General features: G+C 68.6%; 19 protein-coding genes. 13 read left to right on the top strand and 6 right to left on the bottom strand.

The features are described 5' to 3' along the window. Positions 1-14 precede the first annotated feature (14 nt). From PSV23_RS05325 to PSV23_RS05300, 6 genes are all read right to left on the bottom strand, one after another. Positions 15-1211 (bottom strand): hypothetical protein, encoded by a 1197-nt coding sequence (locus PSV23_RS05325; RefSeq protein ID WP_300466601.1) that lies wholly within the window; start codon positions 1209-1211, stop codon positions 15-17. After that, positions 1208-3379 carry a hypothetical protein gene (locus tag PSV23_RS05320; RefSeq protein ID WP_300466599.1) on the bottom strand — a complete coding sequence of 724 codons (2172 nt, stop codon included), beginning with the start codon at positions 3377-3379 and terminating at the stop codon, positions 1208-1210. The genes PSV23_RS05325 and PSV23_RS05320 overlap by 4 nt, the downstream gene beginning before the upstream one ends. Then, the gene (locus PSV23_RS05315; RefSeq protein WP_300466597.1) at positions 3379-4761 is read right to left on the bottom strand and encodes a sulfotransferase; all 1383 of its coding nucleotides are present in this window, start codon (positions 4759-4761) and stop codon (positions 3379-3381) included. Before PSV23_RS05315 ends, PSV23_RS05320 begins: the two co-directional genes overlap by 1 nt. Before the next feature lie 7 nt (positions 4762-4768). Continuing rightward, positions 4769-7117, bottom strand: coding sequence for a TonB-dependent receptor (locus PSV23_RS05310; RefSeq protein WP_300466595.1), 2349 nt, complete (start codon positions 7115-7117; stop codon positions 4769-4771). Between the two features lie 94 nt (positions 7118-7211). Next, a complete protein-coding gene (locus PSV23_RS05305; RefSeq protein ID WP_300466593.1) occupies positions 7212-8078 on the bottom strand; it encodes a carbon-nitrogen hydrolase family protein in 867 nt (288 codons plus the stop codon). A 142-nt stretch (positions 8079-8220) separates the two neighbouring features. Continuing rightward, on the bottom strand, positions 8221-10041 hold the full coding sequence (locus PSV23_RS05300; protein ID WP_300466591.1) for a PLP-dependent aminotransferase family protein: 1821 nt from the start codon (positions 10039-10041) through the stop codon (positions 8221-8223). 468 nt (positions 10042-10509) lie between these two features. Between PSV23_RS05300 and PSV23_RS05295 the strand changes: the two genes are divergently transcribed. The 13 genes from PSV23_RS05295 (at position 10510) to leuB (ending at position 22740) form a co-directional block, all read left to right on the top strand. Then, complete coding sequence (locus tag PSV23_RS05295; protein WP_300466589.1) at positions 10510-10845, top strand: metalloregulator ArsR/SmtB family transcription factor; 336 nt, start codon at positions 10510-10512, stop codon at positions 10843-10845. Positions 10846-10849: 4 nt separating this feature from the next. Then, positions 10850-11350 carry an SRPBCC family protein gene (locus PSV23_RS05290; RefSeq protein WP_300466587.1) on the top strand — a complete coding sequence of 167 codons (501 nt, stop codon included), beginning with the start codon at positions 10850-10852 and terminating at the stop codon, positions 11348-11350. Positions 11351-11360: 10 nt separating this feature from the next. Beyond that, a complete protein-coding gene (locus tag PSV23_RS05285; RefSeq protein WP_300466585.1) occupies positions 11361-12014 on the top strand; it encodes a glutathione S-transferase family protein in 654 nt (217 codons plus the stop codon). A 466-nt stretch (positions 12015-12480) separates the two neighbouring features. After that, the gene (locus PSV23_RS05280; protein ID WP_300466583.1) at positions 12481-12633 is read left to right on the top strand and encodes a hypothetical protein; all 153 of its coding nucleotides are present in this window, start codon (positions 12481-12483) and stop codon (positions 12631-12633) included. A gap of 100 nt (positions 12634-12733) precedes the next feature. Further along, positions 12734-14488 carry a dihydroxy-acid dehydratase gene (locus PSV23_RS05275; RefSeq protein ID WP_300466581.1) on the top strand — a complete coding sequence of 585 codons (1755 nt, stop codon included), beginning with the start codon at positions 12734-12736 and terminating at the stop codon, positions 14486-14488. Positions 14489-14491: 3 nt separating this feature from the next. Next, entirely contained in the window at positions 14492-15505 is a 1014-nt protein-coding gene (ilvC, locus tag PSV23_RS05270; protein ID WP_300466579.1) for a ketol-acid reductoisomerase, read from the top strand. A 3-nt stretch (positions 15506-15508) separates the two neighbouring features. After that, a complete protein-coding gene (gene ilvG, locus PSV23_RS05265; RefSeq protein WP_300466577.1) occupies positions 15509-17215 on the top strand; it encodes an acetolactate synthase 2 catalytic subunit in 1707 nt (568 codons plus the stop codon). Position 17216: 1 nt separating this feature from the next. Next, positions 17217-17480 carry an ACT domain-containing protein gene (locus tag PSV23_RS05260; protein ID WP_300466575.1) on the top strand — a complete coding sequence of 88 codons (264 nt, stop codon included), beginning with the start codon at positions 17217-17219 and terminating at the stop codon, positions 17478-17480. After that, positions 17477-18703 (top strand): 2-isopropylmalate synthase, encoded by a 1227-nt coding sequence (locus PSV23_RS05255; protein WP_300466573.1) that lies wholly within the window; start codon positions 17477-17479, stop codon positions 18701-18703. The genes PSV23_RS05260 and PSV23_RS05255 overlap by 4 nt, the downstream gene beginning before the upstream one ends. Next, on the top strand, positions 18687-19652 hold the full coding sequence (locus PSV23_RS05250; protein ID WP_300466571.1) for a branched-chain amino acid transaminase: 966 nt from the start codon (positions 18687-18689) through the stop codon (positions 19650-19652). Before PSV23_RS05255 ends, PSV23_RS05250 begins: the two co-directional genes overlap by 17 nt. Further along, positions 19645-21057: a 3-isopropylmalate dehydratase large subunit gene (gene leuC / locus PSV23_RS05245; RefSeq protein WP_300466569.1), complete on the top strand. Its 1413-nt coding sequence runs from the start codon at positions 19645-19647 to the stop codon at positions 21055-21057. The genes PSV23_RS05250 and leuC overlap by 8 nt, the downstream gene beginning before the upstream one ends. Further along, the gene (leuD, locus tag PSV23_RS05240; RefSeq protein ID WP_300466567.1) at positions 21050-21640 is read left to right on the top strand and encodes a 3-isopropylmalate dehydratase small subunit; all 591 of its coding nucleotides are present in this window, start codon (positions 21050-21052) and stop codon (positions 21638-21640) included. The genes leuC and leuD overlap by 8 nt, the downstream gene beginning before the upstream one ends. After that, the gene (gene leuB / locus PSV23_RS05235) at positions 21640-22740 is read left to right on the top strand and encodes a 3-isopropylmalate dehydrogenase (RefSeq protein WP_300466565.1); all 1101 of its coding nucleotides are present in this window, start codon (positions 21640-21642) and stop codon (positions 22738-22740) included. Before leuD ends, leuB begins: the two co-directional genes overlap by 1 nt. Positions 22741-22746: the final 6 nt, after the last annotated feature.

The following is a 22746-nucleotide window of genomic DNA, read 5'->3' as shown; positions in this document are numbered from 1 at the left end:
GTTGAGGGTGGGAATCAGGCCGGTGGACGCTGTCGGTCCAGCGCCAGGGCCGGGGCGATCGAGGCCAGGCCGCTGAGCAACAAGCCGGCCACGGCCAGATTGATCAGGCCGTCGTACCGCCCGCCGGCGACGACGAAAGCGGCCAGGGCAGGGCCGGACGCCAGGCCCATCTTGGAGAAGAAGCCGCCCAGCGCCGCCATCTGGCCAACCGTGTCGAAGGCGGCGCACATGCCGAGCAGATAGGGGATGACGAAGGCCCAGGTGACGGCCGTCCCGATGTTGGCGATCAGGAAAATCCACGGCAGGCCGCTGAAATGGAACGCCCAGGTCCCGCCCAAGGTCAGGGCCAGTCCCGCCATCAGCGGCCAGAAGCGGCCGAACCTGACCCCGATCGCCACCACCAGCATGGAGCCGAGGGCGCCGATCCAGTTGGCCGCGCCGAGGGTGCCGGTGATCAATCCGAGCCCCAGACCCGCGGCCTTGCCCAGCCCGATGATGTAGGCGGCCAGACCCATGTTGGCGGCCTGGAACAGGAAGATCGCGGCAAAGGCGAGGATCAGCGGGACCCAGCGGGTCACCGCCCTGGCGGCGAGCGGCGAAGGCGCCGGCCGGGGCGCATAGACGCCCAGGAACGGCGTCATGGCCAGGGTCACGGCGCTGAACGCGGCCAGCGCCAGGAACAGCACGCCATGACCGAAGACCGGCACCAGCCTGGGCAGGAACATCAGGCCGAGCCCGCCCAGTCCGAACTGGACCACCAGCAGCATGCCGAAGGTGCGATCCGGGGTCTTCGTCCGCGCGATGACCGCGAAAGCCACCCCGACGAGCAGGCCGCCGATCATGCCGTGGAAGAACCGCAACCCGATCAACGCCTCCGGCGCCTTGATCAGGGTTGAGATCAGATCGACGACGATCAGACCGCACAACACCGAAAGGGCCGTCGGTCGCCAGGGCAGGCGGCGGATGATCAGGACGGCGATCAGCGCGCCCAGCGCCGCGCCATAGACATTGGCCGAGGCGACCAGGCCCGCCTGCTTCGGCGTCAGACCGGCGCCGCTGATCAGGCCGTCGACCAGCGCGGCCATGATGTTCACATAGAACAGTCCGGCGGTGGCCAGGAAGGACAACAGGACGCTGGCCAGCAGGCTGTCCTCGGGGATGTGCGGCAGGCGGCGGCGCGGCGGCGCGGCGGCCAGAACATCGTCGGTCATCGGCACAGTCCCCTGATCTTCGCGGCTTCGACCGCGGCCGGGGACCAGTCGAAGATCCCGCTGTCGCCGAAATAGTAGAAGGTCATTTCACCCGGCAGCATGACCACCGAGATGCCGCCATATCCGGACATGAAGGGCGTCCAGAGCGGCTGGTCGCAGCCGAGCGGCCCGGCCAGATTGCGGGCCCAGAAGCCGGTCTTGTAGCGGTAGTCGGGGCCGCCGCCGGGAAGGCCGGCCGGGGCCGGATCGCGCTGCAGGGCCGCCTTGAGCATGGCCGCGTCCAGCGCCGGACGTCCGTCCACCGGCGCCCCGTCGTCGAGCCACCCCGCGACGCGGACGATATCGTCGCTGTGATAGATCAGGCCCCAGCCGGTGAACGGCTGGCGCACCGCGTCGGCGGTCCGGCGCGTCTCCAGGATGGTCGGGCTGAGGCTCAGCGACCGCCACAGCGGCGCGACCAGATCGTCGTAGAGATCGCCCCCTGTCCGGTCCTCGAGGATATCGGCCATGGCGACGCCCAGCAGATAGGTGTCGGTCGTGTGATAGACGAAGGTGCGCCCCGGCCCGGTTCGCCGCCGGTATTCGCCGCAGGCGTAGGCGACCTTGGCGGCGTGATCGGGGGCCTCGAAGAAGGCCTGGATGGAAGGCGCGTTCTCGTCCGCCTCGAAGACGGTCGATCCGTAGATTCCCGTGGCCATGTCGGCCGCATGGCCCAGCGTCACCCCGGCCCAGGCCTCGCCGCGCGCGCAGGCCGGCACGTGATCGCGGATGAGGTCGGCGGCGGTTCCCGGATACATCGCTTCCAGCCGCATCAGCCCGACGCCGCCGACGATCGACTTGGCGGTGGAATAGGACGGCAGGGCCAGAACCTCGCAGAACGGATAGTCCCCGTGGCGGGTCCGGCAGGGGCCGGCATAGTGGACGCCGTCCACGACCAGACCCCAGGCCGAAGCCGGATCGCCGTCGGCCGGGGTCATCAGATCAAGCCGCCCGAGGTCGACGCCCGGATACAGGCCGGCGAGGTCCGCGACGGGCCGCACCGGCAGACGCGCCGCAACCTCCTCGCGCCAGGCGGTCGCCGCCGCCTCGCTCCCCGCCACGGGCCCCGGGACGAAGCGCGCGGGGGCCATGCCCCAGGCGTCGAACTTCAGATAGGCGCAGGTCTCGGAGGCGACTTCCAGGGCGACCCGCGACACCGCGCCGTCGGGCTGAAGCAGGAAGGTCAGCACCCCGTTGTGCAGACAGTTGGCGTTGCGCTCCGCCAGGGCGAACGGCACGGCGGCCCGCAGCCAGCCGTGGTCGCCCTCCTCGCGCCAGACCCGGCCGGGTTCCAGCACCCACTCCCATTCGGAATGCGTCGCGGCCACGGGTCCGCGCTGCAGCGGGATCAGGGCGGCCCCCTCCTGGACGAAGGCGAAATCAAAGGCCGGCAGGGTGGCCCGCGCGGCGCGGGCGGCGGCCGTGTCGGCGGTGTCGTCCTTCAGCACCGTGAGGTTCAGCGAGACGCCGGAAACGTCCAGGATCAGCCGTCCCTCGAGCCGCCCGGACGGCGCCCCGGCGGCGGGCGGCGGGGCGAAGGCGGACAGGTCGACGGGGGCGGCGAAACCGGACCCCGGCATCAGGGTATCGAAGGTCAGGTCGGTTCTCGCCGCCGAGGCGGCGGTCGCAGCCACGAGAGGCTGGCCGGTGACCGTGACGCCGTCGCCCCAGCAGGTGGCGTCGCGGCCGCCGGCGGCCCTGAAACGCAGCATCAGGCGAGGATTGTCGTCGGCGCCTGTCGGCGCGGTTTCTCCTCTGTGCAGGGTGACGCCGTCGTCGGCGCCGGCGCGGACCGAGACGACCTCACGCCAGGTCGCGCCCAGATCCGTGGAGACTTCCGCGACGCAGGCATCGTTCCGGCTCAGCGACAGGGCCGCCAGCGAGGCGGCGATCGTCACCTGCCCGTATCCGGCAGTCGAGACGGACGTCGTGGCGGTGGCCCCGCCGGTCAGCCGGAGCGCCACATTGCCCTGCCAGGTCGACAGGCGCACATCGCCGACGCCGGCCGCGCCCCATCCGTCCGCCTGGCCGTCCTGGAAATCGTCGACGAAGATCGGCGCCGACAGGGCGGAGGTCGCGAGGGTCAGGGCCGTCGTCAGGACGACGCCCCCCGGCCAGATACTGCGCATCAGACCAACTCCATCGGATCGACGCCGCCCGCTCTCAGCGCCACGGCGAGAGGCTCAAGCTGGCCGGCGTACCGCCGCCACAGGCCGACGGATCGGGCATGGATCGGCTGGCGAACCTGGGCCGCGCTGGCGGTGGCGGCCGGCGCGGTGTTTTCGTGGAAGGTCAGGCAGGCGTCCTGCCAGTCGAGGCCGCAATGGTCGATGATCCGTCGACTGACGGTTTCCTGATCGGCGACCAGCGCCTCGTAGTCGACGTCCAGAATCCGGCCCGGCGCCACCGCGCGCCAGTGGTCCATCAGGCGACGATGCGCCAGCATATAGGCCGCCAGATCCTCCAGATCATAGGAATAGGGGCAACCCATGCGAAACAGCGTCTTGTACAGCGCATAGCCGCTGTCGAGCGGATGACGACGCAGATGAATGATCCGGGCGTTGGGCAGGGCCCGGGTGATCAGGCCGATGTAGAGAAAATTCGCCGGCGTCTTGTCGATGAACATCGGCCGGGTCCGGCCATAGCCGGCGACGCTGTCCAGATAGGCCCGGCCCAGCGCGGCCGGATCGAGATCGGCGGATCGGCGGATCAGGTCGCCCTTGCCGCCCGCGGCCCCCGCCAGCCGCGTCAGGGCGAGCGCGAAATCATTGATCTCGCCCAGGCTCTCCACATCGCTGTGCGAGCTGATGATGCGATCTACGAGGGTGGTGCCGCTGCGCGGCAGGCCCATCACGAAGACGGGACCGGTCTCCGGGCAACCAGCCGGCGGGTGGTCGAACAGGGCGGTGTCGAACACCCGGGCGATCTCCGCCATGGCCGCAACATCCGCCTCGACGCGGTAGCTGAGCAGGCTGCGCCGCCGGTCGGCGCCGCGCTTGAGCCAGGCGAAGCTGTGATCCGGGTCGCCCAGATCCTCCAGTTCCTTGGCGAGGGCGTAGCAGAGCGCGACCTCGGCGGGCCCGGACCGGACCTGTTCCACAGCCTTCAGCAGGCCGGGAACATGGTTGGCTTCCGGGGTCTGGCGACGAAGCGTCGAGCGGTTCTGCCAGGCATCGGCGTCGTGCGGAGCCAGGGCGATGACCCGATCCAGCAGCGCCTCGGCCTCGACGATCTGTCCAAGCGCGATCAGCGCCGCGGAGAGATTGTAGAGGCAGCCGGGATCGTCAGGGGCCAAGGCGACCGCGCGCCGGTAGCAGCGGGCGGCGGCGTCCGGCTTTCCGCAGTGGGTATAGTGCTCGCCCAGGTGCTGCAGCAGGCGGGCGTCGTCGCCCGCCCCCGCCTCGATCACGACCAGCCTGGACAGGGCATCGCCGATGCGGCCGTCACGAATGAGCGGGGAGATCCCGCCCAGCGCCGCCATTGCATCGTCTTCCGCCGCCAGGCTGGCCATGTCCATCCTAGAAGCTGTAGTCGAGCGACAGGCCGATGGTCCGCGGCAGCGAGATGAATTCCTTCGATCCGTTGCCGTAGTAGCCCGCCGCGGGCGCCGTGCCCATGTAGGCCTCGGTGAACTCGCCGGTCACGCCCTCTTCTTTGAAGATGTTCTTGACGAACAGGGTCGCGGCCCACGGCCCGCGCGCCAGGGTCGCCGAGACGTTCCAGATCTGGAAGCCCGCGAGCGGGGTGTTGAAGGTCGGCCCCCCGATCGCGTTGCGGGTGCCCGACTGGTAGTAGCCGCTGGTCCGGGCGACCAGATTGACGTCGCCGCCCAGCTGCCAGGTGTAGTCCGCCGCCGCGGTGATCGCGTGCTCGGGCGTGCCCGGAAGGCTCGCGCCGTCCAGGGCGAGGATCGTGCCAAGCGGACTGACCACGTTCTCGCTCAGCCGGGCGTTGGTATAGGTGTAGCCGAGGCTGTAGTGCAGGGCGTCGGTCGGCCGCCCGTCGATGGCGGTCTCGAGCCCGTAGGTCCGGGCCGTGCCGCCGTTCTGGACCACGTAGAAGCCCCAGGCGGGCGTGGCCGTATTGAGCTGGATGTCCTCCCAGTCGACGTAGAACAGCGCGGCGTCATAGGTGATGGAGCCGAGCCGGCCTTTGACGCCGGCCTCGTAGTTGACCACCGAGTCCGAGGTGTAGACCTGCCAGCGCGGATCCTCGGCGAAATTGCCGGACAGCGGCACGGCGTTGGAGCCGCCGCGGCGGTAGCCTTCGGACACCGTCGCATAGAACAGTCCGTCGTCGCTGAAGGCCCAGGACAGGTTGCCCTTGAACAGCGCCTTGCTCTCGGACGAGCGGAACGTCGCCGTCACCGGCTGGCTCAGGGACGTGTAGAGCGGCACGTCGATGAAGGTGTTGTTGACCGCCTCGTTCTCGAACCAGCGGACGCCGCCAGTCAGGGCGAGGGTGTCGGTGGCGTGCCAGGTCAGCTCGCCGAAGACCGCCTTGTCGGTGAACTCTTCGTGGCGGCGATAGATGAAGTCCCGATCCCCTGACACGGCCGACGGGAAGCCGGTCAGGAGATCCCACCAGCGCTTGAACCCGCGCAGATAGCTGTCCTGCGTCACGATCAGGGTGTTGTCGTTATAGAAGGCCCCGACCACATAGTCGAAATCGCCGCCGGTCCGGGAGACCAGCCGGAGTTCCTGGATGGTCGCTTCGTCCGAATAGGCGCGCTCGGCCGAGGCCATCGGACGCGGATAATTATAATAGAAGCTGAGGAAGCCGGCCTTGGCGTAGAAGCCGGTGTTCTCGCTGACGCTGCTGCCCTCGTGCTCGTAGTGCGAGGTCGAGGAGGTCAAGGTGGCGAAGCCGAGGTCGACGTTCATTTCCAGGCTGCCCAGGCTCACGTCCCGGGAGGACGGCTCCAGCTGGACCGAGCCGTTTTCGTAGTCGCCGTAGGCGTTGCCGAAACCGTCGACGCCGCGGGTCACCTGGCGCCGCCCACCGATCTCGTCCGACTGCCGGGCGTAGGTGGCTGTCGCGTCGAACCACTCATTGGGAACCCAGCGCAGGGCCGCCCGGCCGAACCAGATGTCGACCGTATCGGCGTCTTCCTGGCTGCGGTAGGCGGCGTCCGGCGACAGAATTCCGCCGGGCGCGGACGGCGCGCCCGTACTGTCGAGCACATAGAGGTTCACGTAGTCGGTGAGGCCCGGGTAATCGAGCCGCGTGACCGTCGCGCGGAAGGCGAGCGTGTCGCCCAGCGGCACGTTCAGGGTCAGGTCTGCGCCCCAGCCGATGCTTTCGGAGCCGTTGACATTGCTGCCGGTCAGGTTGGCCGCGCCCTCGAAGACGCCGAGCTTCGGCGCGCGGGTGATGTAGCGGACGGTGCCGCCGAGCGACCCGGAGCCGTACAGGGTGCCCTGCGGCCCGCGCAGAATCTCGACGCGTTCCAGGTCCTTGAGCAGGAAGCCGGCGAACACCGGCGTGTCGTTGATATAGGTCGAGACCGGCGCGACGCTGGAGACGGCGTAGTCGCCCAGCGCATTGCTGTCGACGTTGATGCCGCGCATCAGGACGTTGTTGATCACACCGGAATTGCGGTAGCCGCGATCGACCACAGACACGCCTGGAATGCCGCGCATCAGCTCGGCGGCGTCGGTCATCTTGGCGTCCTCGATCGCCTCGCCTGACACGGCAGAGATATTGTACGGCACGTCGAGCACGCTCTGCGCGCGCCGCGTGGCCGTGACCACGACGTCGTCCAGCTGCGACTGCTGACTCTCCTGGGCCATGGCGCCGCCGTGGGCGGCCAGGGCCAGTAGCAGGGAGCCCATCGACGCGGCGCCCCTAAGGTGTGACTTGTTCATCCTGAAACCCCCTCCTTGAACACAGACTCTGCTGTGCTTTTTCTGTCTGGCGCATTCGGCGCGCCAGGGCCGCGTCCTGGATCCTGCCCCTGGGTTACGGTTTCTTCGTCCGTTCAACCTGCGGCTTTTCCAACGGCCCCAGTCCGGCGAACGCCGGCGAGGCCGGGAAACCCTTTGCGTAGGGCGGGAACACGATCGGCGTGTCCCGCAGACTCTTCAGCGGCTGTCCGAGACCGTGCCAGCCGCGCTCGCGAACCCGGGTCACCTGGTCCAGGTCGAGTTCAATGGCGATCACCTCGTGGCCGGAGGCGGCCTGGTGGATCACCTCGCCGCCGGGGCCGAACACGCCAGACCGTCCCACGCCCAGCGGTCCGGCGACATTGATATCGACGAAATACACCTGGTTGGTCGCCGCGCTGGCGCGGGAGATGGCGAGCTCCGCCTCGCGGTCGACGGTGTTGGTCATGCCCGGATGAAGGATCACCTCGGCCCCCATCCAGGCCAGGGTCCGGATGGTTTCCGGGAACCACATATCGTAGCAGATCGACAGACCGAACCGCCCGACGCCGGGGACATCGAACACCACGAAGCGATCGCCGCTGGAGACGCCCTGCTCATAGGGGTGGAACGGAAAAATCTTGCGGTAGCGATCCACCACGCGACCATTTGGATCGATGATCGGGGCGGTGTTGTAGATGCGCTCGCCGTCCCGTTCGAACAGGGTGCCGGGTATCAGCCAGACCCCCGCCGCCCGGGCCGCCTCGCACATCTTCGCTTCGGCGTCGCCGGGCATCGGCTGGGCGTCAGCCGTCGAGGCGCCAAACAGCGCCAGTTCGCCCAGCACGACCATCTCCACCCATGGCATGCGCGCCTTCACGGCCGCGACCTCGGCGGCGATCCGCGCGGTGTTGTCGCCCTTGGCCAGCTGAAGCTGCAAGCCCACGATACCAAACGGCCGCATGTCGTCTCCCGGTCACGGATCCTCCCGGACCCTGTGACAGGAGAGTGACGGCGGCGGAGATCGTCACATAGCGCCAGTGGCGACGCTTCAATGGAGCCAGTTCTGGCTCATGGCGCGCAGGAGTAGCAATCTGGCGCCAGACTCAATCCGTATCCGCCCGTCGGATGACCGCCGAGTCCAGCAGCCGCCCGCCCGCGTCGAACCAGCCGATCCGGTCGCCGACGATGACGGTTCTCAGACTGGAGACCTCGCCGTAGGACCAGCGCGTCCATTGCCGCCGCCAGACCTCGCCCTCGACCCACCAGCGCCCCACGTCGCAGTCCTCGTTCGCATAGCCTGCGCGGCCGACCATCTGACCGTCCGGCAGAAGTTCGATGGTGCAGGGATCGCCGTAGATGGTCTTGCACAGGAGGACCGAGCCCGACATCGCCGCCTGCAGCGCTTCGCCTTCAAGCCGCTGTTCGACCGAATAGGGAAAGGTCCGGGCGGCGACCGGCAGATCACGCATCAGGTCGGCCAGCACGGCCACGCCCTCGCGGATGCGATCGATCGGCAGGCTGGTGACCCCCAGGCGGAAGATGTTCCGCGGCCCCTTGCCGTCGGCGAAATAGGGTCCGACCGGTTCGATCAGCACCCCCCGCCGCTCGGCCTGGGCCGCGAATTCCTCGACGTCCAGGTGGTCCGGCCCCCGCACCCAGTAGGTCGCGCCGCCGCGCAGCGGGGCAATGGCCACCGACTGCTGGAGGTAGTGGTTGAGGGCGTCGCGCAGCGCCGTGCGCCGCTCGCGGAACAGCCGCCCCAGCCGTATCATGGTCGCATCGTAATGACCCATGCCCAGGAAATGCGCCGCGGTGCGCTGATTGTTCAGGGGCGGATGCCGCACCGCGAGATGACGCAGCCGCCGGGCTTCGGCGATCACCTCGGGCGAGGCCACGATGAAGCCCAGCCGCAGGCCCGGCCCCAGCACCTTGGACAGGCCGGCGACATAGATCACCCGGTCATCCTGATCGAGGCTGCGCAGCGCCGGACAGGCCTGGTCGAGGTAGTTGGTCTCGCAGGCGAAATCATCCTCGATGATGACCATGTCCCGGGACGCCGCCTTCTTCAGGAGGGCCTCGCGGCGCGCCTGGGTCATCATGACCCCGGTGGGGAACTGGTGGCTGGGCGTCACATAGACCAGATCGCAATCGTCGAGCCGGCGATCGACCACCAGCCCCTCGTCATCCACCGGCTGGAAGACGAGCCGGGCCCCGCGATCCGCGACCAGCCGGCGCATGTCGGGATAACCGGGATTCTCGACGGCGACGGTGCTGTCCCGATCGATCAGCATCTGGCTGACCAGGGCCAGCGCCTGCTGGGCGCCGACGGTGATCAGGATTTCGTCCGGCCGGGCCCGGATGCCGCGGCGCGGCAGCACCTTGGTGCGTATCTCCTCGATCAGCATCGGGTCGTCGGCGTCGCCGCTATCCATGGACCACTGGCTGATGTCGCCCACCGTCAGGGCCTGGCGGCTGGCCTCGCGCCATTCCGTCACCGGGAACAGCGAGGCGTCAAACAGCCCATCGATGAAGGGAAAGGGATACTGGCGCCAGTTGGGCGCCCGGCGGGCCGTGGGGACGTCCCCCTCCCCGGTCTTGAACCGGTCCGTCCAGCGTGACGACCGAAGCGGCTCCCGGCCGCCTGCCACGGACTCCACGGCGGCGCGGCCGCGCAGCATGTCGTGGTCGACATAGATCCCGCTGCGCTCGCGGCTGATGAACAGACCCTCGTCAACCAGCTTTTGATAGGCCAGCGTCACCGTATTGCGGGCGATTCCCAGCTGGGCGGCCAGGGCCCGCGAGGAGGGCAGCCGGCGCCCCGGCGGAAACGCGCCGGCGCAGGCGGCGTCGACCAGTTTCCGGCGCACCTGATCCTGGAGACCAAGGTCGCTGCCAGGATCAAGGAAGAAAAGCGGTGACGACATGCGGCGATCTTCGCGTGCCGCGAACGCTTGTGTCCAGCCGGCGCTGTCAGCTTGGCAGCCGTCGTTCTCGTCGTCGAATCGGAGATTTCCGCCCGATTGTTCTCCCGAAGACGACCTGGCCTGTGCAAATGGCGCAGATCCAGCTGATCGAGGGCGGCGCCATCGACGCCGTCGGCCGTGATCATCACCGGCTCCACCGCTGGCCATGGAGCAGGCGCCGGAGCGCTTCGAATCGGCCTCCGTGTCCCGGAAACTCAGGCTGAACATTCTGGAGCGGGACAGGCGCGAGAGCCGAGTGCACCTCGATCCCTGTCGCACCGGCGCCTCCTGATCGGCCTGATCCTCCCGAGCCGGAAGCTACCGGGGCGGCGTCGCGAGTCAGCACTGAAGAGACGGACATCCGCCCAAAAGTTAGCCGGCTGTGAAAGTTTTCTTGACGACGCCGTGCGTCACTAGATACTTTCCGTCGTGGCTAAGTTTCCGACCGAACTGAATAGCGCTTTTTCGGCGCTCGCAGATCCGACCCGGCGGGCGATCGTGAGCCGTCTGTGTGACGGACCGAAATCCGTCAGCGAACTTTCCGAGCCGTTCGAACTTGCTCTTCCCTCGCTGCTCAAACATGTGCGCGTGCTTGAGCAAAGCGGGCTCATCAGCTCCGAGAAGATCGGACGCGTTCGAACCTGCAGGATCGAGCCGCACGCCCTTCGGGCCACCGAGGCGTGGTTGCACCAGCATATCTCTGCCTGGGAGAGCCGCCTGGATCGTATGGAAGCCCACATCGAACGCATGAAGAGGAAGCATTGAGATCATGGTCGACCCATTCAAAACCCCCAATTCCCCCTGGCGGGATTGGCCCATCGATCGCGAAATCGTCCTCGCTCGGGTCATCGACGCGCCTCGGAGCGTCGTCTACTCCGCCTGGACGGATCCCGAACAAATCCAGGAGTGGTTCGGGCCTGACGGCATGTCGATCGAAACCCGCGAAATCGACCTTAGGCCGGGCGGGGTCTGGCAGTTCGACATGGTCGCTCCTGATGACGTCCGCTACAGCAGCCGTATGGTGTTCCTCCGTATGGTGGCGCCAGCGCTGATCGAAGTCGAGCACGGTTCGGATCAGGAAAACGACCCCGACAAGTTCAGAATGCTCGTCACCTTCGACGAGCAAGAGGACGGCAAAACCGTTCTGACGCTCCGGCAGATGCACCCCTCCAAAGCGCGACGAGATTGGGCGATCGGTTTCGGCGCTGTCGAATATGGGGGGCAGACCATGGCGAAACTGGCCGCTCACGTCGCGAAACTCATGAAATGAAAGAACACTGATGTCGCTGACGCTTTATGCTCACCCCTTCTCTTCCTACTGTCAGAAGGTGCTCGTGGCGCTGTGGGAAAACGATACTCCATTCGCCTACCGACATATGGAAGAGCCGGGGGTGGGCGACGACCTGGCCAAACTCTGGCCGATCGCGAAATTCCCCGTTCTGGTCGATGAGGGTCGCGCCATTGCCGAGACCAGCATCATTATCGAGCATCTGGATCTGCAGCATCCGGGGAAAGTGCGTTTCCTCCCGGACGACCCTGCAACGGCCCTGGAGGTGCGACTGCTCGACCGCTTCTTCGATCAATATGTGATGAACGCCGCGTCGGGGGTGGTAGGCGAAGCGCTACGGAAGACGCCTGACCGGCTGCAAGAGGCAACGGAGAATGCGGCGAGGGCGCTGGACGTGGCCTATGGCTGGCTGGAAAAGCGACTGGACGGGCGCGAGTGGGCAGCCGGCGACGACTTCTCGTTGGCCGATTGCGCTGCGGCGCCGTCTCTCTTCTACGGCGACTGGGTAAATCAGATCAGCGATGCCTACCCTCAGCTTCGCGCCTATCGCACGCGATTGCTGGCGCGACCGTCATTCGCGCGGGCGGTGGAAGAAGGGCGGAAGTATCGCTCATATTTTCCACTCGGCGCGCCGGATCGGGATTAGGCGCCTGCCGGGCCCGCTCAACGGGTGATCCGGCCCGTGGCACGGCGCGGCCTCAATGACTGTCCGCAACGTCAAGGCGGCCATCCCTTCGCCAATGGCTTTGATCGCCATTCTTGTAACCTGATTGGGAGTTCGGCGGGCGCGCAGTGGAAGCACCTGAGCAGCTCCCGCCCACCTCAGCTTCGGTCGGCTGGGGTGGCAAGGCTTTGATGGTAACAGCACCCTCTCCGACATCCCCATCGATTTGTGACTCAGGACGTTCGTGACGGCTGCCGAGTCCTCAGGCGTATTGGCGCTGGCCCGATTTCCGTATGGCGGCGCCTTCGCGGGAAAGACTGCCGCGCCCCGTTCGGGATGATTCTTGCGGCGGGAGCAAGGTTTCTGCGAAGTTGCGCAATATTGTTGCGAAACTACCTTGTGCACCGCAGCAAAATGTGGGTAGTCTTCAATCGAACTGGAGATTCACGTGGCCAACAGCGCCCGCATCGCTGATCGCACCATCGCCGTTTCGGCGACTGCGATGGCGCGCGAGTCGAACGTCCTGATCGCCCCTAGAACCCTTATTCTCGTTGTATCGCTTGTGCTGCTCCCCGGAGCGGTGTGGATGCACGCAACCTGAACCCAAGCCCCTTCAGGATCGCCCGCAGCCACCCGCTCCCGAAAGGAAGCGGGTTTTTTGTTGCGCGCGGTCCGGACCACTCCCGGAACCGACGCCCGCCATGACGCAAGATTTCACCTCACGCCCCGGACCGGACGGCCGCCCGCCGAATGCGCGCAGCCGCGCCGTCACGGCCGGTCCCAGCCGGGCCGCCGCGCGCAGCTATCTGCGCGCCGCCGGCATGCAGGACGCCGACTTCGACAAGCCGATGATCGCGGTGGTCAACACCTGGTCGTCGGTCACCCCGTGCAACATGCACCTGGACCGGCTGGCGAAGGATGTTCGCGCCGGGATCATCGCGGCGGGCGGCTGGCCGGTCGACTTCAACACCATCGTCGTCACCGACGGCATCTCCATGGGCACGGCGGGGATGAAGGCCTCGCTGATCAGCCGCGAGGTCGTCGCCGACTCCATCGAACTGGCCGTCGAGGGCCACCAGCTGGACGGCGTCATCTGCATCGTCGGATGCGACAAGACCATTCCCGCCGCCGCCATGGCCCTGGCGCGGATGGATATCCCCGGTCTGGTCTATTACGGCGGCACCATCCTGCCCGGCCGCATCGGCGCGCGGGAAGTCTCGGTCCAGGACATCTTCGAGGCCATCGGCGCCCACGCCGCGGGCGCGCTGGACGACGCCGGGCTGCAGGCCGTCGAGAGCGCCGTCTGCCCCGGCGCGGGAGCCTGCGGCGGTCAGTTCACCGCCAACACCATGGCCATGGCCCTGACGGTCATGGGCCTGTCGCCCATGGGCGCCAATGACGTGCCCGCCGTCGATCCGGCCAAGGGCGCCGAGGGCGAGCGCTGCGGCCGGCTGATCGTCGAGCGGGTGTTCGCCGGCGACACGGCCCGCAAATACATCACCCGGGCAAGCCTGAGAAACGCCGCCGTCGCCGTCTCCGCCTCGGGCGGCTCGACCAACGCCGTCATGCACCTGACCGCCATCGCCGCCGAGGCGGGCGTGGAGTTCGGCATCGAGGACTGCCACCAAGCCTGCGTCGACGCCCCGGTCATCTGCGACCTGAAGCCGGGCGGCCGCTTCCTGGCCTCGCACCTGTTCGCGGCCGGCGGCACGCGGCTAGTCGCCCAGCGAATGGCGGCGGCGGGCAAGATCGTCAACGCCCCCACCGTCAGCGGCCGCAGCCTGTTCGCCGAGGCCGCCGAGGCCGAGGAGACCCCGGGCCAGCAGGTCGTCGCCGACTTCGCCGCCCCGGTCATGGATCGCGGCAGCTACGCCGTCATCTATGGCGACATCGCCCCCGACGGGGCGGTCATCAAGCTGACCGGCCACAAGGTCGACCGGTTCGAGGGCCCGGCCTGCGTCTTCGACAGCGAGGAAGACGCCTTCCACGCGGTCCAGGACGGCTCGGTCGGCGAGGGCGACGTCATCGTCATCCGCTACGAAGGCCCCAAGGGCGGTCCGGGGATGCGCGAGATGCTGCAGGTCACCGCCGCCCTGAAGGGTCGCGGCGTCGACAACGTCGCCCTGATCACCGACGGCCGCTTCTCGGGGGCCAGCTACGGCTTTGTCGCCGGCCACGTCTCGCCCGAGGCGGCGGTCGGCGGCCCGATCGCTCTCATTCGCGACGGTGACCGCATCGCCATCGACGTCAGCAACCGCCGGATCGACGTCGACGCCGATCTGGTGAAGCGCCGGGCGGACTTCGTCCCCCGATCGATCCGCCCGGCGCACGGAGTCTTCGCCAAATATCGCGCCTCGGTGGCCTCCGCCGCCCAGGGCGCCGTGACCATTCCCGATCCGCCGCCGGTGCAGCGTCCCGCTGAAACCGAAACCCGATCCGCCCGAGAGGACGCCTGAACCATGGCCATCACCATCTACACCAATGACGATATTCGCCCCGGCGCCATCGCCGGCCAGCGCATCGCCATCATCGGCTACGGCTCGCAAGGCCGGGCCCACGCCCAGAACCTGAAGGACTCCGGCCACGATGTGGTCGCCGGCGTTCGCCACGGCGGCAAGGGCTGGCGCAATGCCACCGCCGACGGCGTTCCGACCGCCGAACCTGACGAGGCCGTCCGGGACGCGGACATCATCGCCATCCTGACCCCGGACATGATCCAGGCCGAGGTCTATCGCGACGTCATCGAGCCCAACGCCAAACCGGGCGCCGCCATCCTGTTCGCCCACGGCTTCTCGATCATCTACGGCCGGATCACGCCGCGCGCGGATATGGACGTCATCCTGGTCGCGCCCAAGGGGCCGGGCGATCTGGTCCGTCGCGAGTTCCAGCGCGGCCGGGGCGTCCCCTCCCTGTTCGCCATCGAGAAGGACGCCACCGGCAAGGCCCGCGACCGCGCCATGGGCTACGCCCGAGGCAATGGCGGGGCGACCGGCGGCCTGCTGGAAACCACCTTCCGCGAGGAGACCGAGACCGATCTGTTCGGCGAACAGGCCGTCCTGTGCGGCGGCGCCAAGGAGCTGGTCATGTCCGGGTTCAACACCCTGGTCGAGGCCGGCTACCAGCCCGAGATCGCCTATTTCGAATGCATGCACGAGCTGAAGCTGATCGTGGACCTGTTCTACGAAGGCGGCATAACCAGGATGAACGAGTTCATCTCGGAGACGGCGAAATGGGGCTCGGTCAAGTCCGGCCCGCGCGTCATCACCGACGAGACCCGCGCCCGGATGAAGACCATCCTGGACGAGATCCAGTCGGGTCAGTTCGCCCGCGAATGGATCGCCGAGAACGAGGCCGGCAAGCCCCGCTACGACGCCTGGGTCAAGGTCGACGGCGAGCAGCCCATCGAGATCACCGGGGCGAAGCTGCGAGAGCGGATGGCCTGGCTGCACGCACCCAAGTCGGAAGCCGCCTGACCCATGAACGCCGCCGCTGTCCGCGTTTCCGAACCCGTCGCCGCCCCCCGTAGCGGCGCGCGCCTGCTCGTCTCCACCCTGGAGCGGCTGGGGGTGGAGGTGGTGTTCGGCTATCCGGGCGGCGCCATCATGCCGGTCTATGACGCCCTGGCCGGATCGAAGCTGCGCCACATCCTGGTCCGGCACGAACAGGCCGCCGCCTTCGCCGCCGACGCCTGGGCCCGGCGTAGCGGCAAGGTCGGGGTCTGCCTGGCCACCTCCGGCCCGGGGGCCACCAATCTGATCACCGGCATCGCCAATGCGATGATGGATTCCGTCCCCATCGTCTGCATCACGGGCAATGTCGCCCAGGGCGTCATGGGGACCGACGCCTTCCAGGAGATCGACATCCTGGGCGTCACCCTGCCGATCGTGAAACACTCCATCCTGGTGCGCGACCCGGCCGACATCCCGGCGGCGGTCGAGGAAGCCTTCCACATCGCCGCCTCGGGCAGACCCGGCCCGGTCCTGATCGACCTGCCCAAGGATGTCCAGGTCGGCCAGACCACCGAGGACTTCGGCTTCCCGTATCCGAATACGGTCGCAACGATCGATCACGACGCCATCGCCGCCGCCGCACAGGCGATCCGCGAGGCCCGGCGGCCGCTGATCTATGTCGGCGGCGGGGTGAAGATCGGCCGGGCCACCGAGCAGGTTCGGGCCTTCGCCGACGCCACCGGCATTCCGTCGGTCGCGACCCTGAATGCCCTGGGCACCATCCCCACGGACGCCCCAGGCTTCCAGGGCATGCTGGGCATGCACGGCGCGCGCGCGGCCAATGAGGCGGTGCAGGAGACCGATCTGCTGATCGTCTTCGGGGCCCGGTTCGACGACCGCGCCACCGGCAAGCTGGCCGAGTTCGCCCCGCACGCCCGGGTCATCCATTTCGACATCGACGCCTCGGAGATCGGCAAACTGCGCGAGACCTGGATTCCGGTCGCGGGCGAACTGGCGCCCGGGGTCGAGGCGCTGACCGCGCATCTGGCGGGCCAGACCCTGACCATCGATCCGTGGATGATCCACTGCGCCGTCCGCGTGCAACGCACCGCCTTCCGCTACGACGACGCGCCGGGCGAGGGCGTCTTCGCCCCGGCCCTGCTGAAAGCCGTGTCCGAAGCCGCCGGCGACTCCTTCGTCGCCGCCTGCGACGTCGGCCAGCACCAGATGTGGGCCGCCCAGCACTGCCGCTTCTCAAAGCCGGAGGCCCACATCACCTCGGGCGGACTGGGAGCCATGGGCTTCGGCCTGCCCGCCGGCATCGGCGCCAAGCTGGCGGATCCGGAGGCGACGGTCGTCGTCATCGCCGGCGACGGCGGCTTCATGATGAACGTCCAGGAGCTGGCCACCCTGCGCCGCTATGGCGTGGCGGTGAAGATCCTGCTGCTGGACAACAGCTCCCTGGGACTGGTCCGCCAGTGGCAGGAGCTGTTCTTCGCCGGCAACTATTCGGAGATCGACCTGTCCGACAATCCGGACTTCGTCAGGGTCGCCGAGGCCTTCGGCATAGAGGCCTTCCGAATTAGCCGGCGCGAGGAGGTTCCGGCCGGAATCGCCCGCCTGCTGGCCGCCGACGGCCCCTGCCTCGCCCACGTCATCATCGATCCCCGGGAGAATGTGTGGCCGCTGGTCCCGCCCGGAAAGAACAACGCCGAAATGATGGAAGGCGCCTGACATGACCGCTGACACCCTGCACCTGCATATCGACCGCGCCGACGGCTCGCTCCAGCGCCTGATCGGTCTCGTCGAGCGCCGCGGTTTCCACATCGACGGCATGACCCTGAGCGACGAGGGCCATGGCCGGCGCGTCGAACTGGCCGTGCGCGGCCGCGACGACGGCCGTTGTCCCCACACCCTGGGCCGGCAGATAGACAAGCTGTTCGGCGTCACCCGCATCGTGGCTCCGGCCGCCGCCTTCCATCCCGAGGTAGCGGCATGACCCGGGTTCAGACCGCCGTCGCCGCCGACCCGGACAGGGTCGTCGTCTTCGACACCACCCTGCGCGACGGGGAACAGGCGCCGGGCTTCTCCATGGGGCCGGACGACAAGGTGCGCATGGCCCGGGCGCTGGCCGCGCTGAAGGTCGATGTGGTCGAGGCCGGCTTCGCCGCCGCCTCGCCCGGCGACGAGGAAGGTGTCCGGCGCGTGGTCGGCGAGGTGGAAGGCCCGGTCTTCTGCTCGCTGGCCCGCGCGAGCGAGGCGGACATCGACGCGGCGTACCGCGCCCTGCGCGGGACGGAGGAACGGCGCTGCCACATCTTTCTGGGGACCAGCCCCATCCACCGCTCGGCCAAGCTGAGAATGTCGAAGGCCGAGGTTCTGTCGGTCGCCGGGCGCGCCGTCGCCTATGCCCGCACCCGCTTCGAGGACGTGGAGTTCAGCCCCGAGGACGCCATCCGCACCGAGCCGGAGTTCCTGGCCGAGGTGTGCGAGGTCGCCGCCGCGGCGGGGGCCACGACGCTGAACATCCCCGACACCGTCGGCTATTCCACGCCGGGCGAGATCGGCGACATCTTCCGCACCCTGATCTCGACCGTCCGCGCCCGCTTCCCGCAGGTCGTCTTCTCCGCCCACTGCCACAACGACCTGGGCATGGCCGTCGCCAACTCCCTGTCGGCCGTCGAGGCCGGGGCGCGTCAGGTCGAGGGCGCCATCAACGGCATCGGCGAGCGGGCCGGCAACGCCTCGATCGAGGAGATGGTCATGGCCATCCGCACCCGGTCGGACCGCTACGGCCTGCACACCGGCGTGGACGCCACTCATCTGGTCCGCGCCAGCCGTCTGCTGAGCGAGATCACCCACACGCCGGTGGTCCGCAACAAGGCCATCGTCGGCCTCAACGCCTTCGCCCACGAGGCCGGCATTCACCAGCACGGCATGATGGCCGATCCCTCGACCTACGAGATCATGCGCCCCCAGGACGTCGGCTTCGAAGGCACCTGGTTCGTGCTGGGCAAACATTCGGGCCGCCATGCCGTCGCAAAGCGCGCCGAAACGCTGGGCCAGCCGGTGACCGGTCTGCACCTGGCCGCCGCCTTCGCCGGCTTCAAGGCCCGCGCCGACCAGATCGGCGAGATCAACGACCACGAACTGCTGGCCATCATCGAGGCCGCCCGACCCGTCACCCATCAAGAGGAGCCCGCCTATGCGGCCGCTGGCTGAACACATCTGGATCAACGGCGAGCTGACGCCCTGGGCCGACGCGAAGATTCACGTCATGAGCCACGCGCTCCACTACGGCACCTCGGTGTTCGAGGGCATCCGCGTCTATGACACCCCCGACGGGCCGCGCGGCTTCCGTCTGACCGACCATGTGCGGCGGTTGTTCGACAGCGCGCGGATGTACCATTTCCAGCTGCCCTGGACCGAGGACGAACTGGTCGAGGCCTGCAAGGCGACGGTCCGCGCCACCGGCCTGCGCAGCGCCTATATCCGGCCCATCGCCTTCCTCGGCCAGTGCGGCATGGGGGTGACGCCCTCGCCCGACAATATGAACATCGACGTCGCCATCGCCGCCTTCCCGTGGGGGGCCTATCTGGGCGAGGAGGCGCTGGAAAAGGGCGTCGACGCCTGCGTCGCCAGCTGGTCGCGCATCGCCCCCAACACCGTGCCCTCGGGTGCCAAGGCGGGCGGCAACTATCTGTCCTCCTATCTGATCGGTCGCGAGGCGCGGGTCGGCGGCTTCGGCGAGGGCATCGCCCTGGGCACCGACGGCCGCCTGTCCGAAGGCGCCGGCGAGAACCTGTTCCTCGTCAAGGACGGCGAGATCATCACCCCGCCCGCCGCCGCCTCCATCCTGATGGGCATCACCCGCGACAGCGTGCTGAAGCTGGCTCGCGGCCTCGGCTATGAGACCCGCGAACAGATCCTGCCGCGCGAGGCCCTGTATGTCGCCGACGAGATCTTCATGACCGGCACGGCGGCCGAGATCACGCCGGTGCGCTCGGTCGACGGCATTCCGACCCGCTGCGCCGGTCCGGGACCGGTGACAAAGGCGGTCAACGCCGCCTTCCGCGGCCTGTTCGACGGAACCACGCCCGACCGGTTCGGCTGGCTGGAGCCCATCGCCGCGCCCGCCGCCGCACCGAAACGCGAGGTCGAACATGCGTGAGACCCTGTTCGACAAGGTCTGGAACCGGCACGTGGTCACGCCGGAAACGGTGGACACGCCGGGCGTGCTCTATGTCGACCTGCATCTGGTGCATGAGGTCACCAGCCCGCAGGCCTTCAGCGAGATCGAGGCGCGCGGCCTGGCCGTGCGCCGTCCCGACCGCACCTTCGCCACCCTCGACCATTCGACCCCGACCCTGCCCGCCGGCGCCGACGGCGAACGGCCCTATGTGACGGCGGCGGCGCGGTCGCAGGTCGAGCGGCTGGAGGCCAATTGCGCCCGCCATGGCGTCCGGCTGGCCGGATGGGACAGCGACGATCGCGGCGTGGTCCATGTCATGGGCCCGGAGCTGGGCCTGACACGGCCCGGCATGACCGTCGTCTGCGGCGACAGCCATACGGCGACGCACGGCGCCTTCGGAGCCCTGGCCTTCGGCATCGGCACCTCGGAGGTCGGCCATGTGCTGGCGACCCAGTGTCTGCTGCAGCGCAAGCCCAAGGCAATGCGGGTCACCGTCACGGGCCGGCTGCAACCGGGCGTGTCGGGCAAGGACGTGGCCCTCGCCGTCATCGCCCGCCTCGGCTTCGGCGGCGGTTCGGGCCATGTCATCGAATACGCCGGCGAGGCCGTCCGCTCGCTGGACATGGAAGGCCGGATGACGGTCTGCAACATGTCGATCGAGGCCGGAGCCCGGGCCGGCATGATCGCCCCCGACGTGGTCACCATCGACTGGCTGCAGGGTCGTCGGCACGTGCCGAAGGGCGAGGCCTTCGGACGCGCGGCGGCCGACTGGCTGACCCTGAGGAGCGATCCCGGGGCGGTGTTCGATTCCGAGATCGAGATCGACGGCGCGGCGATCCGGCCGATGGCCACCTGGGGCACCACGCCCGACGCCGGCTCGCCGATCGGGACCCTCGTCCCCGCCCCGCGCGACGCCTCCGACGAGAAGGCGCTGGCCTACATGGGCTTCGCCGCCGGGGAGGCGACGACCGGCCATCCGGTCGATGTCGTCTTCGTCGGAAGCTGCACCAACGGCCGCCTGCCCGATCTGCGCGCCGCCGCCGAGGTCCTGCGCGGCCGCAAGGTCAGCCCCGGCGTCCGCATGCTGGTGGTGCCCGGGTCCGAGGCCGTGCGACGCGACGCCGAGGCCGAAGGTCTGGACCGGGTCTTCATCGAGGCCGGGGCCGAATGGCGCCTGCCCGGCTGTTCGATGTGCATCGCCATGAACGGCGATTTCGTCGCCCCGGGCCAGCTGGCCGTCTCGACCTCGAACCGCAATTTCGAGGGCCGTCAGGGCAAGGGCGCGCGCACCATCCTGGCCAGCCCCGCTACCGCCGCCGCCAGCGCCGTCGCCGGTGTGCTGAGGGACCCGCGCGTCTATCTGAAGGAGGCCGTCGATGCCTGAAGCCTTTCAAGCCCTGACGTCAAAGGCCGTGGTTCTCAGCCAGGCCAATATCGACACCGACCAGATCATCCCCGCGCGCTTCCTGACCACCACCTCGCGCGAGGGACTGGGCAAGGCGGCCTTTTACGACTGGCGCTACGAGACCGACGGCTCGCCCAAGCCCGAGGCGGTCTTGAATCGCATCGATCCGGCCGAGCGGCGCATCCTGCTGGCTGGGCCGAATTTCGCCTGCGGCTCGTCGCGCGAACACGCCCCGTGGGCGCTGGTCGACTACGGCTTCCAGGCGGTGATCTCGACCTCGATCGCCGACATCTTCACCTCCAACGCCCTCAAGACCGGCCTGCTGCCCATCGAGGTCAATCAGGCGACGTGGGACGACCTCGCCGCCTTCCCCGACCAGCCGGTGACCATCGATCTGGAGGCCGGAGAAATCCGCCGCGGCAACGCCGCCCCCACGCCCTTCACGGTCGAGCTGTTCGCCCGCCGCTGCCTGCTGGACGGCGTCGACACCCTGGGCTGGCTGCAAGCCCGCCTGCCCGACATCGCGGCCTGGGAGGCCGCTCACGAAATGGAAACCGCCTGATGCCCGCTCCCCGCACCTTCGACATCGTCGTCCTGCCCGGCGACGGGGTCGGCCCCGAGGTCGTCCACGCCGCCCGCGCCGTGCTGGCGGTCATCGGCGACTTCTTCGAGCATAAATTCCGCTTCCACGAGCATCTGATCGGCGGCGCGGCGATCGACGCGACCGGCGATCCCCTGCCGCCGGAAACGGTCAGCGCCTGCCTCGCCGCCGACGCCGTGCTGCTGGGCGCGGTCGGCGGTCCCAAATGGGACGGCGGCGCGCGCCGGCCCGAGGAAGGCCTGCTGGGCCTGCGCAAGGCCATGGGTCTGTTCGCCAATCTGCGGCCGCTGCAGGTGTCGCCGGTGCTGGCCCACCGCTCGCCGCTGAAGCAGGAGATCGTCGAGGGCGTCGATCTGATCGTGTTCCGCGAGCTGACGGGCGGCATCTATTTCGGCGAGAAGACCCGCACCGCCGACCGCGCCACCGACCTGTGTGTCTACACCACGCCCGAGATCGAACGCATCGCCCGCGCCGCCTTCAGGACCGCCCAGCTGCGGCGCGGCAAGGTGACCTCGGTGGACAAGGCCAATGTGATGGAGACCAGCCGCCTGTGGCGCGAGGTCGTCACCCGCGTCCACGCCGAGGAATTCCCCCGCATCGAACTGGAGCACGCCCTGGTCGACTCCATGGCCATGCATCTGATCCGCAAGCCGCGCGAATATGACGTCATCCTGACCGAGAACATGTTCGGCGACATCCTGTCGGACGAGATCTCGGTCCTGGGCGGCTCGATCGGTCTGCTGCCCTCGGCCTCGCTGGGCGCCGACGGTCCCGGCCTGTTCGAGCCGATCCACGGCTCGGCGCCGGACATCGCCGGCCAGGACAAGGCCAATCCAGTCGGGACCATCCTGTCCGCCGCCCTGATGCTGCGCCACAGCCTCGGACTGGAGGACGAGGCGGCCTCGATCGAGGCCGCCGTCGCCGCCGTGCTCTCGGCCGGCGCGACAACCGAGGACCTCGGGGGGACCATGGGCACGCGCGACGCCGCCAATGCCGTGATCGACGGTCTGCGCGCCATCCACTGGGCCGCCGCGCATCGCGTCCAGATGCACTGGGCCTGAGCGATG

This window comes from Brevundimonas sp., assembly GCF_029946145.1.
Lineage (GTDB): Bacteria > Pseudomonadota > Alphaproteobacteria > Caulobacterales > Caulobacteraceae > Brevundimonas.
Note: the sequence above shows the minus strand (reverse complement) of the source record. Positions and strands in the feature narration are given on the sequence as shown.